The sequence below is a fragment of the Symbiopectobacterium sp. Eva_TO genome (assembly GCF_053848865.1).
This window is the reverse complement of the sequence record NZ_JBSPEY010000004.1, coordinates 2,318,892-2,336,005: the sequence shown is the minus strand read 5'-3', so window position 1 is coordinate 2,336,005 and position 17,114 is coordinate 2,318,892. Positions and strand designations below refer to the sequence as shown.

8 protein-coding genes, 1 tRNA gene and 8 pseudogenes are annotated in these 17,114 nt (G+C 53.2%); 9 read left to right on the top strand and 8 right to left on the bottom strand.

Annotated elements, in window-relative coordinates; translation table 11 throughout:
* Nucleotides 1-105: 105 nt before the first annotated feature.
* Nucleotides 106-1,245, top strand: a pseudogene (locus ACWWJF_RS14280) (IS4 family transposase); the annotation flags it as partial.
* A gap of 8 nt (nucleotides 1,246-1,253) precedes the next feature.
* On the opposite strand, the pseudogene ACWWJF_RS14275 reads toward ACWWJF_RS14280, so the two are convergent.
* A pseudogene (locus ACWWJF_RS14275) lies at nucleotides 1,254-2,414 on the bottom strand (IS3 family transposase).
* Nucleotides 2,415-2,472: 58 nt separating this feature from the next.
* Nucleotides 2,473-2,838 (bottom strand): annotated as a pseudogene (locus ACWWJF_RS14270) (IS110 family transposase); the annotation flags it as partial.
* A gap of 173 nt (nucleotides 2,839-3,011) precedes the next feature.
* Between ACWWJF_RS14270 and ACWWJF_RS14265 the strand changes: the two are divergent.
* Nucleotides 3,012-4,052: an IS481 family transposase gene (locus ACWWJF_RS14265; RefSeq protein WP_455868509.1), complete on the top strand. Its 1,041-nt coding sequence runs from the start codon at nucleotides 3,012-3,014 to the stop codon at nucleotides 4,050-4,052.
* 59 nt (nucleotides 4,053-4,111) lie between these two features.
* Here ACWWJF_RS14265 and ACWWJF_RS14260 read toward each other — a convergent pair.
* From ACWWJF_RS14260 to lptF, 4 genes and pseudogenes are all read right to left on the bottom strand, one after another.
* Nucleotides 4,112-4,318 (bottom strand): annotated as a pseudogene (locus tag ACWWJF_RS14260) (DUF6538 domain-containing protein); the annotation flags it as partial.
* A 90-nt stretch (nucleotides 4,319-4,408) separates the two neighbouring features.
* A tRNA-Leu gene (locus tag ACWWJF_RS14255) sits at nucleotides 4,409-4,493 on the bottom strand.
* 154 nt (nucleotides 4,494-4,647) lie between these two features.
* Nucleotides 4,648-5,724, bottom strand: a complete 1,077-nt coding sequence (lptG, locus tag ACWWJF_RS14250) for an LPS export ABC transporter permease LptG (protein ID WP_455871095.1) — start codon at nucleotides 5,722-5,724, stop codon at nucleotides 4,648-4,650.
* Entirely contained in the window at nucleotides 5,724-6,824 is a 1,101-nt protein-coding gene (lptF, locus tag ACWWJF_RS14245) for an LPS export ABC transporter permease LptF (RefSeq protein WP_455869809.1), read from the bottom strand. The genes lptG and lptF overlap by 1 nt, the downstream gene beginning before the upstream one ends.
* Nucleotides 6,825-7,098: 274 nt before the next feature.
* Here lptF and pepA point away from each other — a divergent pair.
* From pepA to ACWWJF_RS14230, 3 genes and pseudogenes are all read left to right on the top strand, one after another.
* A pseudogene (gene pepA, locus ACWWJF_RS14240) lies at nucleotides 7,099-8,598 on the top strand (leucyl aminopeptidase); the annotation flags it as partial.
* 204 nt (nucleotides 8,599-8,802) lie between these two features.
* Nucleotides 8,803-9,252, top strand: coding sequence for a DNA polymerase III subunit chi (locus ACWWJF_RS14235; RefSeq protein ID WP_455869808.1), 450 nt, complete (start codon nucleotides 8,803-8,805; stop codon nucleotides 9,250-9,252).
* Between the two features lie 12 nt (nucleotides 9,253-9,264).
* Entirely contained in the window at nucleotides 9,265-12,120 is a 2,856-nt protein-coding gene (locus tag ACWWJF_RS14230; RefSeq protein WP_455869807.1) for a valine--tRNA ligase, read from the top strand.
* 305 nt (nucleotides 12,121-12,425) lie between these two features.
* On the opposite strand, the gene ACWWJF_RS14225 is transcribed toward ACWWJF_RS14230, so the two are convergent.
* Complete coding sequence (locus ACWWJF_RS14225) at nucleotides 12,426-13,430, bottom strand: IS110 family RNA-guided transposase (protein WP_455869806.1); 1,005 nt, start codon at nucleotides 13,428-13,430, stop codon at nucleotides 12,426-12,428.
* A gap of 60 nt (nucleotides 13,431-13,490) precedes the next feature.
* Between ACWWJF_RS14225 and ACWWJF_RS14220 the strand changes: the two genes are divergently transcribed.
* The 3 genes and pseudogenes from ACWWJF_RS14220 to ACWWJF_RS14210 form a co-directional block, all read left to right on the top strand.
* A protein-coding gene (locus ACWWJF_RS14220; protein WP_455868400.1) for an IS3 family transposase occupies nucleotides 13,491-14,659 on the top strand; the annotation gives its coding sequence in 2 pieces (ribosomal slippage) (nucleotides 13,491-13,746 and nucleotides 13,746-14,659; 1,170 coding nt in all).
* Nucleotide 14,660: 1 nt separating this feature from the next.
* Nucleotides 14,661-15,614 (top strand): annotated as a pseudogene (locus ACWWJF_RS14215) (IS630 family transposase); the annotation flags it as partial.
* 21 nt (nucleotides 15,615-15,635) lie between these two features.
* Nucleotides 15,636-15,848, top strand: a pseudogene (locus ACWWJF_RS14210) (IS110 family transposase); the annotation flags it as partial.
* Here the strand turns inward: ACWWJF_RS14210 and ACWWJF_RS14205 are convergent.
* Nucleotides 15,795-16,034, bottom strand: a complete 240-nt coding sequence (locus ACWWJF_RS14205) for a hypothetical protein (RefSeq protein WP_455869805.1) — start codon at nucleotides 16,032-16,034, stop codon at nucleotides 15,795-15,797. The pseudogene ACWWJF_RS14210 and the gene ACWWJF_RS14205 sit on opposite strands and share 54 nt — an antisense overlap.
* Before the next feature lie 79 nt (nucleotides 16,035-16,113).
* Here ACWWJF_RS14205 and ACWWJF_RS14200 point away from each other — a divergent pair.
* Nucleotides 16,114-16,830: pseudogene (locus tag ACWWJF_RS14200) on the top strand (IS5 family transposase); the annotation flags it as partial.
* Nucleotides 16,831-17,114: the final 284 nt, after the last annotated feature.

Sequence of the window (17,114 nt, the reverse complement as noted above, 5' to 3'; positions counted from 1 at the left end):
CGCAACGCCTTATATGCCAAGGGTTAGCGGGCTGAAATAGGCAGCCGGTGGGGTTGTAAATGAAGTAAAACCGACGAGTACTATCGCCATTTACGGCGCTGAAAAATGACACGGGATTCAGATGGCTGGGCACACCAAGAACTGGAAGGGGTAAATCTTGATGACACGAGGCTCAATAAGCGTGCCAAAGGGCTTTTGATACGGCTGGCTGAGAATCCGCAAGCCAGCATTCCGCATGCGTGCCTCGGATGGTCTGAGACGCTGGGTGCTTACCGCTTCATGGAGAACCAAGCATTCGAATGGCGAGACATTCTGCAACCTCACTGGCAGCGTACGCAGGAAAGGATCCGAGAACACGAGGTTGTGCTGTGTATCCAAGACACTACCGAGCTTGACTTCAACGGGCAGCAAATCCAAGGCTTGGGTCCCTTGAACTAAGAAGCCAGGCGTAGTCTGTACCTGCATCCGACCTACGCGGTCAGTCCGGATCGCGTGGGGTTGGGCGTACTGGATGCGTGGATGTGGGCAAGAGAGCCGAAGGATGCAGACGGAAAACGCGATGGGCTCAAGGAGAGTACGCGCTGGCTCGAGGGATACGAGCGAGTTGCTGAACTCGCCTCGGAGTTGCCAAACACACGTCTGGTGTACTTAGCCGATCGCGAAGCGGATATCAAGGCGTTGATGCAGCTCGCTGATGACCTTGGCACTCCGGCTGACTGGTTGATCCGCTCGACTCATAATCGCAGTCTGGACTGTAATGAGAAGCTTTGGCAGAAGGTTGGAAAGACCGTGCCGGTGGGAGAAATCCAATTCGTTATGGCGGCTCGCGCGGGGCAGAAGGCGCGTACGGTGAAACAGGCGCTGCGCGTGAAGCGAGTGTCGCTGCGTTGCGGGTTGGCAGTGACTTGTGTGATAGCCAAGGAAATTGAGCCGCCAGCAGGCGTGAAGCCGGTCGAGTGGCGGTTGCTGAGCAATCGCGTACCTGAAGGACGAGAAGATATCGTGGAGCTGATCGACTGGTATCGGGCTAGATGGGAAATCGAGATGTTCTTCAATGTGCTGAAGAACGGCTGCTGTGTCGAAGCGTTACAGTTATCGACCGTGGATCGCATTGAGCGGGCATTGGCGCTGTTCATGATCGTGGCATGGCGCATCGCCTATTTAATGCGTATGGGACGAACCTGTCCAGAGCTAGACGCAATGTTGTTCTTTGATTCCGACGAGACTCATGGAGCTTACCTACTGTGTAGTGGTCAACTAATATTGGCCACCGCATTAGACTGTATGTAGAACAGTCGCTCAGATTCGTTTGGAGTTAAGCCGCCGTTATACCAGTGAGGCCGGATAGCGCTGTAATACCCCGTGATGTAGCGGATAATCGCGTCCTGGGCTTCGCTGAAGCTGTTGTAACCCTTTGTCGGCACCCATTCTGTCTTCAGGCTGCGGAAGAACCGCTCCATTGGCGCATTATCCCAGCAGTTACCCCGCCGACTCATACTCTGCTTTATCCGGCAGCGCCACAGGGCTTGCCGGTATTGACGGCTGGTATAGTGGCTGCCCTGGTCGCTGTGGAACATGACTCCTGTTGGTTGTCCCCGGAGTTCCCAGGCCATCTGCAACGCTTTAACTGTCAGCGCCGAGTCCGGCGACGTCGACATGGCCCAGCCCACCGGTTTGCGGGCGAACAGATCTAGCACCACCGCAAGGTAAGCCCAGCATTTGCCCGTCCAGATGTAGGTCACATCGCCGCACCAGACCTGATCCGGCGCGGTAACCGCGAACTGGCGGTTGAGATAGTTCGGTATTTCAACGTGTTCATTGCCGCCGCGTTTGTATTTGTGAGCCGGTCGCTGGCAGCTGGCGATACCCAGCTCCTTCATCAGCTTGCCAGCCAGCCAGCGCCCCATTTTGACACCGGAGCTGCCGGTGACGATGGTCGCGATACTTCGAGCGCCGGCAGAGCCGCCGCTGGCGTTCCAGGCTTCCATGACGCGGCTACACTTAACCACGCGCTCACCGTCGGGTTCATTAGCGGAAGCCTGCCAGTGCCTGTAGCTGCTGCGATGTACCTCAAAAGTTTGGCACAACGCCGTGACCGGGTATCGCGCCCTCAGCCTGTCGACTACCGTGAACCGTTGAGTGAGTCCGACATTAAGAGCGCCGTAGCCTTTTTTAGGATTTCGTTCTCCATTTCAAGGCATTGGACTTTTTTCTTCATCTCACGCAGCTCGAGCTGTTCAGGGGTAAGAGGAAGTCCCGTTGGCGTTTTTCCCTGTCGTTCAAGGCGAAGCTTATTGACCCAGCGACTAATGGCTGACATTAACCGCCTCTGCGGCCTTAACGTATGTGTAGCCGTGGTCGACAACCAGCTTTGCGGCTTCGAGCTTAAATTCCGCCGTAAAATGTTTACCCATGAGGTCACCTGTCGTGTTGATGAGGTGAGCATATCACCTCCGATCAGGTGGCCAGTATAAGTGTGCCACTACACTGCTGAACCTCAGTTCTTGGCTGCACAAACCGCATGGAAGGGCGTGATCCGGCTTCGCATATTGCTTCGGCATCAACGAAATCGTTCTTGTTGCTCTTGACAAAAGGGCGGACAAACTGCGGAGAGATCAACTTTACTTCATGCCCCAGCTCACTGATCCGACGAGCCATAAAATGGGCACCGGCGCAGGCTTCCATTACAACGGTAGTAGGTGTACACGTAGCCAGAAACTCGATGAGTTTGGTGCGGGTAAACTTTTTCCGCAGTAATGCCTTGCCTGATTTATCCTGACAATGAATGTGAAAAGAATGTTTGCCGAGATCGATACCAATAAGCGTGACGTTTTGCATGATGGCCTTCTCCATAAAGAAACACCCTGTCAGCGTACCGCTCACAGGGTGGGGGTGACCATCTCATTAGGTGTATTAGTCGCGACTTGATCTGACACTGAACCTTGAAAGGTTGAGAGTTACCGGTTTTGATATGGGTGTCGAATCCTTATACAAAACACGAGGTAACTCTCATGCTTCATACTAACAATCCCATCATCAAACACAAAGTCGGCCTGCTCAATCTCGCCGAAGAACTCGGTAACGTATCAAAAGCCTGTAAAATCATGGGTGTGTCACGCGACACGTTTTATCGCTATCAGGAACTGGCGGCAGAAGGCGGCATTGACGCTCTGGTTAACCAAAACCGCCGGGTTCCCAACCTGAAAAACCGTGCTGATGAAGCCACTGAACGTGCGGTTGTTGATTACGCCATTGAGTTCCCGGCTCATGGCCAGCACCGGACCAGTAATCAGCTGCGTAAAAAAGGCGTCTTCATTTCTGGCAGCGGTGTGCGCTCCATTTGGCAACGACACGATCTGGAAAACTTTCGTAAGCGCCTGAAGGCACTTGAGGAAAAAGTTGCCAGAGAAGGCATCGTACTTACTGATGCTCAAATCGCTGCACTGGAGAAGAAGGCGCACGACGACGAAGCCTGTGGTGAAATAGAGACTGCTCACCCGGGTTATCTGGGGTCGCAGGACACCTTCTACGTGGGTAATCTGAAAGGTGTTGGCCGTATCTACCAGCAGACGTTCGTGGATACGTACTCGAAAGTAGCGCACTGCAAGCTTTACACGAGTAAAGCACCGATCTCTGCCGCCGACCTGCTCAATGATCGCGTGCTGCCGTTCTACGAAGCTCAGGGGCTGCCAATGCTAAGAATACTGACGGACAGGGGGACGGAGTACTGCGGTAAAGTGGAACAACATGACTATCAGCTGTACTTGGCTATCAACGATATAGACCATACGAAAACGAAAGCGATGTCTCCGCAGACAAACGGTATCTGCGAACGCTTCCATAAAACTATTTTGCAGGATTTTTATCAGGTTGCGTTCCGTAAGACGTTATACGAGGACCTAGAAAGTCTACAAAAGGATCTGGACAACTGGTTGTGGCATTACAATAATGAGCGAACTCATCAGGGTAAAATGTGCTGCGGGCGTACGCCAATGGCCACGTTACTTGATGGTAAACGAGTCTGGGCAGAAAAAAATCTGAACCAGATTTAATCTGACAGACACCTGTATAAATAACCGGTAACTGTCAGATCAGGTCTGAGCTAATACAGATAATCCATTAGTTCATACTCATGTAAGGTCTGATACCAGACCGCCAACAGGAGCGCGGACTTCAGCTTAGCTTCATGAAGATCGTGAGTGCCTGTTGAAGTGTGAATCTCACACTGTCCTGCGTATCGACGAAAACGTTGGGGAACGCTAATGCGGATAACATAAATGCCGCTAGGACGTCGATAGAGTTTATATCGCTGAGACATCGCCTCGTATAGCCTTTTGTAAGAGGGGCTACGCGAATACAAGCAGAAACATGAAAAAAGTTATTTAAAAACAACTAATTAGATGAGTCTTGGTGCCGAAGGCCGGACTCGAACCGGCACGTCTTTCAACGGTTGATTTTGAATCAACTGCGTCTACCGATTTCGCCACTTCGGCACTGAAGTAGTATGCGGAAAACGAGGTGCATTATACCGTTTGAGATTGATGACACAACACTATTCCGCACTCTGGCGCGTTGAATGCTGAAAAAAACAGCGCCAGCACACTTTTTTGCGCATTTTACCGGCACGCCATGACGTGCCGGATGCACTCAGCGTCGTTTTAACAGTAACAGCAGACTGATAACCATAAACAGCAGCCTCGGCACCAGCGTGCCCAGCACCGGTGGTAGGCCATACACCAGACTGAGCTGACCAAACACCTTGTCCAGCACGTAAAACAGGAAGCCAAAGCTGATACCGGTGACTATACGCACGCCCGCAGGCACATTGCGCAATGGCCCAAAGATAAAGGAGAGCGCCATCAGCATCATCACCGCCACCGAAAGCGGGGCAAACGTCTTGTTCCACATGTTGAGCTTGTAACGGCCCGCTTCCTGCCCGCTCTGCTTCAGGTAGTTGATGTAGTCATACAGGCCAAGAATCGAGAGTGCGTCCGGGTCCAGCGCCACTACGCCCAATTTGTCCGGTGTCAGGGTGGTTTTCCACTCTCCGCTGATGGTCTGGCTACCCGAAATCTGTTTGCCATCGCGCAGGTTAGATTCATCAACCTGAGAGAGTTGCCACAGCTTGGCATCGTCATCAAATTCCGCAGAGGCAGCGTAGCGCACGGAGAGCAGTTTTTGTTCCGGGTCAAACTGGTAGATATTCACGCCCGCCAGCTCTTTATCCCCCACCACACGCTCAATATAGATAAAGTCGTTGCCGTCTTTCGCCCACAGCCCGTTCTGGGTCGAGAGCATCGAGCCGCCGTACATCATCTGCGAGCGGTAGTTGCGCGCCATTTGTTCACCGGCAGGTGAAATCCATTCGCCAATTGCCATGGTGAGCAACACCAACGGGATAGCGGTTTTCATCACCGCCCCGGCAATCTGTAAGCGGGTAAAACCAGAGGCCTGCATCACCACCAGTTCACTGCGTGTCGCCAGCGTCCCCAGCCCCAGCAGCGCACCGAGCAGCGCCGCCATCGGGAAAAAGATTTCGATATCCTTTGGCACGCTCAGCAGTGTATAGAGGCCCGCGCCCAGCGCGGTATAGTCGCCGCGCCCAATTTTGCGCAACTGATCGACAAACTTGATGATGCCCGAGAGCGAAACCAGCATGAACAACGTCATCATGATGGTGTTAAAGATAGTTTTGCCGATATAGCGATCCAGTACACCAAACATCAGGCTGCTCCTTGTACTTTCACCCGCGCGCGCAACCGGCGCAGAGGAACGCTGTCCCAGACATTGAGCAGCAGCGCAATCCCGATATAGGCCAGATTGGTCAGCCAGATCCACACCATCGGATCAATTCTTCCCTTGCTGGCATTGGAACGCAGCGAGCTTTGCAACAGGAAGAAAATCAGATAAAGCAGCATGGCGGGCAGCATGCTCAGCACTCGCCCTTGGCGTGGGTTTACCGCACTGAGCGGCACCACAATAATCGCCATGATCAGCACCGACAGCACCAGCGTAATGCGCCAATGAAACTCGGCACGCGCGGCGTTCTCATCCGACTGCCACAGTTGGTGCATCGTCATCTGTTCTACGCCAGTGTTCTGGAGCGACACGTTCTGGTGCCCGATAACTGCCTGATAGTTGGTGAAATCCGTGATGCGGAAATCCCTCAACATCGCCGTACCTTCGTAGCGGGAGCCCTTGTTGAGCGTCACCACCTGTGCACCGTTTTGGTCAACGTCCACACGCCCACGGTCGGCAATAACCACCGAAGGTCGGGCATTGCCGCTCGGACGCAACTGCGCCAGAAACACATGCTCAAACTCCTGCCCTTTGACATCGCCGACAAACAGCACGGCATTGCCGCCCTGCACCGATTGAAACTGCCCTTCCACCAGAGCCGCAACGCTCGGGTTGGCCTTGGCTTCTGCCATCACGATATCCTGATGGCGCGAAGACCACGGGCTAACCCACAGCGCATTGATCATCGCCACCGCGCCGGTCATCACCGCCAGAATAAAGGCAGCCTTGAGCAGCACCGTTTTGCCCAGTCCACAGGCATACATGACGGTGATTTCGCTCTCGGTATACATGCGGCTGAACGTCATCAGCAGCCCTAAAAACAGGCTCAAGGGCAGAATGAGCTGCGCCATTTCAGGCACGCCCAGCCCCATCAGGGAGAGCACTAAGTTTGTCGGGATTTCACCATCAACTGCCGCACCCAATATCCGCACTAACTTCTGACAAAAGAAGATCAGTAACAGAATAAACAGGATGGCCAGTTGGCTCTTAAAGGTTTCCCGTGCCAGATATCGAATGATGATCACGCTTAATTAAACCTGTGAAAACTTGTCTTTTTGCAGGAAAGTCGATAATTTCATCGCTAACTCGCCATTTATACGCATTTGTGGCAACCTTTGTCGCTATGATGCATTACAGCATACCGCGCGTTGTATCAGAACCTGCTTATCATCACCAAAACAGATTCGCCGCGCCGTTAAGATTAACACAGGTTAGGTAAGTGTAACGGCGGGAAAGTATTACGGAGTGTCACATTCTAGCCATTGGCCCCGTCTTTGTCTTTAAGATTCAGGAGAGTACATGGAGTTCAGTGTAAAAAGCGGTAGCCCGGAAAAACAACGCAGTGCCTGCATTGTCGTCGGCGTGTTTGAGCCTCGCCGCCTGTCCCCTATTGCCGAACAATTGGACAAAATCAGCGACGGTTATATCAGCGCACTCCTGCGCCGCGGCGAGTTGGAAGGCAAAGTAGGACAATCCCTGCTGTTGCACTACGTGCCGAACATTCTGTCAGAACGTATTCTGCTGATTGGCTGTGGGAAAGAGCGTGAACTGGATGAGCGTCAATATAAGCAAATCATCCAGAAAACCATCAATGCGCTGAATGATACCGGTTCAATGGAAGCCGTTTGCTTCCTGACAGAGCTGCATGTCAAAGGACGCAACACTTACTGGAAAGTGCGTCAGGCGGTAGAGACAGCAAAAGAGACGCTCTACACCTTCGATCAGTTGAAAAGCAATAAGGTCGAACTGCGTCGTCCGCTGCGCAAACTGGTGTTCAATGTGCCAACGCGCCGTGAACTCACCAGCGGCGAGCGCGCCATTCAGCACGGACTTGCCATTGCCGCAGGCATCAAGGCCGCGAAAGATCTCGGCAATATGCCGCCGAATATCTGTAACGCTGGCTATCTGGCCTCGCAGGCACGTCAACTGGCGGACACCTACAGCCCGAACATCGTGACGCGCGTGATTGGCGAACAGCAGATGAAAGAGCTAGGCATGAACGCCTATCTGGCCGTTGGACAAGGCTCGCAAAATGAATCGCTGATGTCAGTGATTGAGTACAAAGGCGATCCTAATCCGGAAAATCGCCCTATCGTGCTGGTTGGCAAAGGCCTGACCTTTGACTCCGGTGGTATCTCGATCAAGCCAGCCGACAGCATGGATGAAATGAAGTACGACATGTGCGGTGCCGCTACGGTATACGGAGTGATGCGCATGGCCGCCGAGCTGGCGCTGCCGCTGAATATTGTTGGTGTATTGGCCGGCTGTGAAAACATGGTTGATGGCCGCGCCTATCGTCCGGGCGATGTGTTAACCACCATGTCGGGTCAAACGGTTGAAGTGCTGAATACTGATGCCGAAGGCCGTTTGGTGCTGTGCGATGCACTGACCTATGTGGAACGCTACGAGCCGGAACTGGTGATTGATATCGCCACCCTGACCGGTGCCTGCGTGATCGCGCTCGGTCATCACCTTACCGGGTTGATGTCGAACCATAACCCGCTGGCGCACGAGTTGCTCGGAGCATCGGAGCAAGCGGGCGACCGCGCCTGGCGTTTGCCGATGGGCGATGAGTTTCAGGAGCAGTTGGAGTCGAACTTCGCCGATATGGCGAACATCGGCGGACGTCCCGGCGGTGCAATTACCGCCGCGTGCTTCCTGTCGCGCTTTACCCGGAAATACAACTGGGCACACTTGGATATCGCGGGCACAGCCTGGCGTTCCGGTAAGGCTAAAGGGGCAACGGGCCGTCCAGTGGCCATGTTGTCGCAGTTCCTGCTTAATCGCGCCGGGTTAAATGACGTAGGCCGTTCTCTGTCGTCCTCGGCAACAGCCGGGGACCTCTTACAGGAAGTACGTGTTTCCTCTGTGAGGGATTCCCGCCTACGCAGGAATGACGGTAAGTTCGCGAGAATGAGAATAAGTTTGTAGGAATGGCTCAGAGAACAGACATTGTCAGCAACCCAGGGCCGGTTTATATCGTCCCCTCACCTACAGTAAACAATGAAAAACGCAACGTTCTACCTTCTCGAACACAGTGACGATGTCGATGGGCTTAGTGCCTGTGAGGCGCTGGCCTGCGAGCTGGCAGCGGAACGTTGGCGCAGCGGGCAGCGTGTGCTTATCGCCTGTGAAGATGAGCAGCAAGCGTTGCGACTGGACGATGCACTGTGGCAGCGCGACGCCAGCGCCTTTGTGCCGCATAACCTTGCTGGCGAAGGCCCGCGACAGGGCGCGCCCGTCGAACTGGCCTGGCCTCAACGCCGGGGCAGCACCTCACGCGATGTGCTGATCAGCCTCCTGCCGCAGTTCGCAGATTTTGCCACCGCTTTCCATGAAGTGATAGACTTTGTCCCTCATCAAGAATCCCTGAAACCGTTGGCGCGCGATCGCTACAAAGCGTATCGCAGCGTCGGCTTTCAATTGACTACGGCGACGCCGCCAACACACTGAATAGTAAACATAATGGATACCAAATATAACCCGAAAGATATCGAACAGCCGCTCTATGAGCGCTGGGAACAGCAAGGCTACTTTAAGCCAAACGGTGACACGAGCCAGGAAAGCTTCAGCATCATGATCCCGCCGCCGAACGTCACCGGCAGCTTGCATATGGGCCATGCGTTCCAACAAACCATTATGGATACCCTGATTCGCTATCAGCGTATGCAAGGGAAAAACACGCTGTGGCAGGCGGGTACTGACCATGCGGGTATCGCCACCCAGATGGTGGTTGAGCGTAAAATCGCTGCTGAAGAGGGCAAAACGCGCCACGATTATGGTCGCGATGCCTTTATCGAAAAAATCTGGCAATGGAAAGCAGAGTCCGGCGGCACCATTACCCGCCAAATGCGTCGTCTGGGTAACTCGGTGGACTGGGAGCGCGAGCGCTTCACCATGGATGAAGGCCTGTCCAACGCGGTGAAAGAGGTATTCGTTCGTCTGTATAAAGAAGACTTGATCTACCGTGGCAAGCGCCTGGTGAACTGGGACCCGAAACTGCGCACCGCCATCTCCGATCTGGAAGTGGAAAACCGCGAGAGCAAAGGCTCCATGTGGCACCTGCGCTACCCGCTGGCCGATGGCGCAAAAACCGCTGATGGCAAAGACTATTTGGTGGTCGCCACCACACGTCCGGAAACCGTGCTGGGGGATACCGGTGTTGCGGTCAACCCGGAAGATCCTCGTTACAAAGATCTGATCGGCAAGTTTCTGATCCTGCCGCTGGTGAATCGCCGTATTCCGATCGTCGCTGATGAACACGCCGACATGGAAAAAGGCACCGGCTGCGTGAAGATCACGCCAGCGCACGATTTTAACGACTATGAAGTCGGTAAACGTCACCAGTTGCCGATGATCAACATCCTGACGTTCGATGGCGACATCCGTCAGGAAGCTGAAGTGTTTGATACCAACGGCGAAGCCAGCACGGTATACAGCAACGACATTCCTGATTTCCTGCGTGGCGTCGAGCGTTTTGCCGCTCGTAAAGCGGTGGTTGCCAAGCTCGATGAGTTGGGCTTGCTCGATGAGATCAAACCGCACGATCTGACCGTTCCCTACGGCGATCGCGGCGGCTTGGTCATCGAACCGATGCTGACCGACCAGTGGTTCGTGCGTGCTGGGGTACTGGCGAAACCGGCGGTGGAAGCGGTGGAAGATGGCCGTATCCAGTTTGTGCCGAAGCAGTACGAGAATATGTATTTTAGCTGGATGCGTGACATTCAGGACTGGTGTATCTCGCGCCAATTATGGTGGGGTCACCGTATTCCTGCGTGGTACGACAACAGCGGCAAGGTTTACGTAGGCCGTGATGAAGCGGAAGTGCGCCGCGACTATCAGCTCGCCGACGCGGTTGAACTGCGCCAGGACGAAGACGTGCTGGACACCTGGTTCTCCTCCGGGCTGTGGACCTTCTCCACGCTCGGCTGGCCGGAACAGACGCCAGAGCTGAAAGCGTTCCATCCGAGCAGCGTTATGGTGAGCGGCTTCGACATCATCTTCTTCTGGATTGCACGCATGATCATGCTGACCATGCACTTCGTGAAAGATGACGAAGGCAAACCGCAGGTACCGTTCCATACCGTCTACATGACCGGACTTATCCGCGATGAAGAAGGGCAGAAGATGTCCAAGTCCAAAGGGAACGTGATCGATCCGCTGGACATGGTAGACGGCATCTCGCTTGAGGCGCTGCTGGAAAAACGCACCGGCAACATGATGCAGCCGCAGTTGGCGGAGAAAATCCGCAAGCGCACCGAGAAGCAGTTCCCGAACGGTATCGAACCGCACGGTACGGATGCTCTGCGCTTCACGCTGGCGGCACTTGCATCGACCGGTCGTGATATTAACTGGGACATGAAGCGTCTGGAAGGTTATCGCAACTTCTGTAACAAACTGTGGAACGCCAGCCGTTTTGTGCTGATGAACACCGAAGGGCAAGATTGCGGTTTTAACTGTGGTGAGAAAGTGCTGTCACTGGCCGATCGCTGGATTTTGGCCGAATTCAACCGCACGGTGAAAGCCTTCCGCGATGCGTTGGACGGTTACCGCTTCGATATTGCTGCCGGTATCCTGTATGAGTTCACCTGGAACCAGTTCTGCGACTGGTATCTGGAGCTGGCTAAACCGGTGATGAACGGTGGCAGCGAGGCGGAGCTGCGCGGCACGCGCCACACGCTGGTTACCGTGTTGGAAGCACTGCTGCGTCTGGCGCACCCGATCATTCCATTCATTACCGAAACCATCTGGCAGCAGGTCAAAGTACTGAAAGGCGTTACCGGCGATACTATCATGCTACAACCGTTCCCGACCTATGATGCCACCGCAGAAGATGCGCAGGCGCTGGCCGATCTGGAATGGATCAAGCAGGCGATCACCGCCGTGCGTAATATTCGCGCCGAGATGAACATCGCGCCGGGTAAACCGCTCGATGTGCTGTTGCGTGATGCAACGCCGGAAACGCAACGCCGCGTGGAAGCGAACCGCAGCTTTATCCAAACCCTGGCGCGTCTGGCAAGCGTTCAACTGTTGCCTGCCGGTGAAAAAGGCCCGGTATCCGTCACTTCCCTGCTGGAAGGCGCGGAGCTGCTGATCCCGATGCTGGATCTGGTCGACAAAGACGCAGAGATGGAGCGTTTGGCGAAGGAAGTTGCCAAGGTCGAAGCGGAAATCAACCGCATCGACAGCAAGCTCTCCAATGAAGGCTTTGTTGCGCGCGCACCAGAGGCGGTTATTGCCAAAGAGCGTGAAAAACGTGACGGCTATGCGGTAGCGAAAGCCAAACTATTGGAACAGCAGGCCACCATTGCCGCGCTGTAATCCATAAGTATCTTGTGCGAATAAATCTATGGTCACCCCCATTTTTGCAACACTGATTTTTGACTAATGGTGGGCTTGCTTCAATCTATCCGGCGTCTCTGTGGGCGAGATGCCCGCGCCTCGATGAGTTCCGCGCCTGGTGAACCTGAAAAAGCCCTCGGCTTCAGTGAGCCATTTTTGTCGTCAGGTTTTTCAGCAGGCCGATATGCCGTTCATGTCATCAATAATCAGTCTTCGCAAAACTAGATAGGTAACTGCTGTTTAATTACTTAATAATCAGTCTGTTGATTTAGTTCTACATAACATCAGGCCTGATATTCATTGTGATTAGTTGTGATTGACCAGGCTATTCGCGCCAATTTGTTTGCCAGAGCACAGGCGACAATATTTGAATGTTTGTTATCGAGTTGCCCCCGAACCCATTCAGCAAGCCTGCCCTGCTGATATTCAAGTCGCATCATGAACGAGCGAGCACATTGAACCAGAAGTTTGCGTAAATTTTTATCACCTCGTTTGCTTATCCCCAGCAGAGTCGGTTTGCCTCCTGTGCTGTATTGTCGCGGTACAAGCCCTGTGGAAGCCGCAAAATCCCTGCTACATGAAAATTGTTTTCCATCGCCGAACTGTGATGAAAGTAAGCTGGCAGTAATCGGACCGACGCCTGGAATTGTCATAATTCGCTGTGCAGTATCATCAGCTTTGATTGACTGATTTAATTCTGATTCCAGCGCTGTTATTTGCTCGACAAGGTAAAGATAGTGGGCATGTAACTTCATCAGCAGACGGCTCAGGTATGCGGGGATTTCGTGCTCAGCCAGCACCAGAGACAGTCGCTTTATTACCGCCTCGCCGATTGGCAGGCTTATCCCAAACTCCAGCAGAAAACCGTGGATCTGGTTAGTGGTTTTTACTTTATCTCTGATAAGAGATTCCCTGACCCGATGCAGTGCTCGCATCGCCTGCTGAACCTCCGTTTTCGGCTGAACAAAACGCATTGACGGCCGGGATGCGGCTTCACATATCGCCTCTGCATCAACAAAATCATTTTTATTGCCCTTGACAAACGGGCGCACAAATTGCGGAGAGATAAGTTTTGCTTCATGGCCGCTATCATTGATACGCCGCGCCATAAAGTGTGCACCGGCACAAGCTTCCATAACAACAACCGAGGGCGGGCACGTCGCCAAAAACTGCATTAGCTTTGTGCGCGTAAACTTCTTACTCAGAAGCGCTTTACCTGACTTATCCTGGCAATGAAGATGAAAAGAATGTTTACCGAGATCGATACCAATAAGAGTGTAGTGGCACACTGATACTGGCCACCTGAGCGGAGGTGATATGCTCACCTCATCAACACGACAGGTGACCTCATGGGTAAACATTTTACGGCGGAATTTAAGCTCGAAGCCGCAAAGCTGGTTGTCGACCACGGCTACACATACGTTAAGGCCGCAGAGGCGGTTAATGTCAGCCATTCTGCCATTAGTCGCTGGGTCAATAAGCTTCGCCTTGAACGACAGGGAAAAACGCCAACGGGACTTCCTCTTACCCCTGAACAGCTCGAGCTGCGTGAGATGAAGAAAAAAGTCCAATGCCTTGAAATGGAGAACGAAATCCTAAAAAAGGCTACGGCGCTCTTAATGTCGGACTCACTCAACGGTTCACGGTAGTCGACAGGCTGAGGGCGCGATACCCGGTCACGGCGTTGTGCCAAACTTTTGAGGTACATCGCAGCAGCTACAGGCACTGGCAGGCTTCCGCTAATGAACCCGACGGTGAGCGCGTGGTTAAGTGTAGCCGCGTCATGGAAGCCTGGAACGCCAGCGGCGGCTCTGCCGGCGCTCGAAGTATCGCGACCATCGTCACCGGCAGCTCCGGTGTCAAAATGGGGCGCTGGCTGGCTGGCAAGCTGATGAAGGAGCTGGGTATCGCCAGCTGCCAGCGACCGGCTCACAAATACAAACGCGGCGGCAATGAACACGTTGAAATACCGAACTATCTCAACCGCCAGTTCGCGGTTACCGCGCCGGATCAGGTCTGGTGCGGCGATGTGACCTACATCTGGACGGGCAAATGCTGGGCTTACCTTGCGGTGGTGCTAGATCTGTTCGCCCGCAAACCGGTGGGCTGGGCCATGTCGACGTCGCCGGACTCGGCGCTGACAGTTAAAGCGTTGCAGATGGCCTGGGAACTCCGGGGACAACCAACAGGAGTCATGTTCCACAGCGACCAGGGCAGCCACTATACCAGCCGTCAATACCGGCAAGCCCTGTGGCGCTGCCGGATAAAGCAGAGTATGAGTCGGCGGGGTAACTGCTGGGATAATGCGCCAATGGAGCGGTTCTTCCGCAGCCTGAAGACAGAATGGGTGCCGACAAAGGGTTACAACAGCTTCAGCGAAGCCCAGGACGCGATTATCCGCTACATCACGGGGTATTACAGCGCTATCCGGCCTCACTGGTATAACGGCGGCTTAACTCCAAACGAATCTGAGCGACTGTTCTACATACAGTCTAATGCGGTGGCCAATATTAGTTGACCACTACACCCGCAGGCTGACCGCCATCCTGATGTTGCACCGGGGCGAGCGCGTGAGCGATGTCGCCAGAATGCTTTGCTGCGCCCGTTCGTCAATCGGCAGATGGATTAACTGGCTCACCCTGTACGGCATTGAAGGCCTCAAATCTCTGCGGCCCGGTCGTGGCCGTCGCTGGCCGTTTGAACAGATCTGCGCACTGTTAATCCAGCTCGTAAAGCGTTCCCCTCATGATTTTGGCTATCAGCGTTCGCGCTGGAGCACGGAACTGCTAGCGATAAAAATCAATGAGATAACCGGTTGCCAGTTGCATGCTTCCACGGTGCGCCGTTGGCGGCCTTCTGCCGGTTTGGTGTGGCGACGCGCAGCTCCTACGCTGCGTATCCGCGACCCGCATAAGGAAGAAAAAATGGAGGCCATCGCGATGGCGCTGGAACAATGTAGCGCGGAACATCCCGTCTTTTACGAAGACGAAGTGGATATTCATCTGAATCCCAAAATTGGCGCGGACTGGCAGGTTCGCGGGAAGCAGAAACGCATCGTGACGCCGGGCCAGAACGAGAAATATTATCTGGCGGGTGCATTACACAGCGGGACGGGAAAAGTCAGCTATGTTGGAGGAAACAGTAAAAATTCGTTTTTTATCAGTATTTTATAGCATCTGAGAGCAACGTACAGACGGGCAAAAACGCTCACGCTGATAGTTGATAACTACATTATTCACAAAAGCCGGGAGACGCAGCGCTGGCTGGAAGAAAACCCGAAATTCAGGGTTATTTATCAGCCGGTGTACTCACCATGGGTAAATCATGTAGAGCGGTTATGGCAGGCGTTGCATGAAACCATTACCCGCAATCATCAATGCTGTTCAATGTGGCAGTGACTGAACAAGGTTCGCCGCTTCATGGAAACCGTCAGCCCGTTTCCCAGTGGAAAACATGGACAGGCAAAAGTGTAGCGGTATTCGGAACAGCTATTTAGCAAGCGTGGAGATAAAAACCTTCGCCGATTGCTTGTTCAATGTGCGCGGGTATTTATCCTAAGAATTGACCATCAATCAGGGAGATTAGCTGATTGGGTAAGGTCTCAGTTGGGCAGGAAACATTCTTGCGTTGTGTGCTGTGCATTAGCAAATAAATTAGCTCGAATAGCTTGGGCAATAACGACACGAAATACCGTGTTTGAACAGTAATGCTGGTCTAACAGTCAGCAATTTAACGAAGTTACCCATCTGGTTTTGCGAAGACTGATTATTGATGACATGAATGGCCTGACGGCCTGATATAAAACCAAAAAATGAAAATGGCTCAATGAAGCCGATGGCCTTTTTAGGAATATCAGGTGCGAAACTCATCGTGGCGCGGGCATCCTTGGCCATAAAGACGCCGGATAGATTTAAGCAAGCCCACCATTAATCAAAGATCAGTGTTGCAAAAATGGGGGTGACCATAGATTCATTGAGGGCTTTACAGGGTTTTGTTGACTCGATTTTTAAACTGATTAAATTGTCGCTGCATTGTCCAGACTATTCGCTGCTCAGCAAGCGAGCAAAGACAGTGAACATCAGCATAAAAACGCCAACCCGTGGTGAAATCTCACATCTGGTCATTGATGGAACCGGCCTGAAGGTCTTTGGCGAAGGCGAATGGAAAGTCCGGCAGCATGGTGCCGACAGACGCAGGGTGTGGCGTAAGCTGCATCTGGCAGTAGACAGTGCGACGCATGAGATTATCTGTGCGGATTTGTCGCTCAGTGGTACGAATGATGCCCAGGCTCTACCAGCACTGATAAACCAGACCCACCGGAAAATCAGAGAGGCATCGGCTGACGGCGCTTACTATACAGGTTACTGCCATGATGCTCTGCTGAGGAAGAAAATAAGGCCGCTTATCCCGCCGCGAAGGGGGGCGCAATATTGGCCGGACCACTACCACGAGCGTAACCACGCTGTTGCAAATCAGCGCCTGAGCGGCAGCAACGATACCTGGAAAAAGAAAGTGGGCTATCACCGACGCTCAGTGGCTGAAACGGCCATGTTCCGGTTCAAAACGCTTCTGGGTGGTCATCTAAGTCTGCGTGACTACGATGCTCAGGTGGGTGAAGCCATGGCGATGGTCAAAGCGCTTAACCGGATCACGCTATTAGGAATGCCGAACAGTATTCGCATCACGTAACAATCGACCTGGGGCACAGTCGTTACAAGTTCTGATTTATTCAACAAAGCCAAAAATACCGTAACCGACTTACACCGCCAGGATTTGTCGAGAAGGGCTCCTGTTACTGCCTGCTGTCGCCTTCCCCGTTATTTCCTGATACTTTTCAGACAGATCTATTGGCCTGGTTGTGCGCTATGGCCTGAATCAACGCCGCGCGTGTTCAGGTAAAATGCCGCGTTTAATGCAATTGATTGTGAACAAATTTTGTATGTCATAAAACTGTCACATTCAATACATTTTAC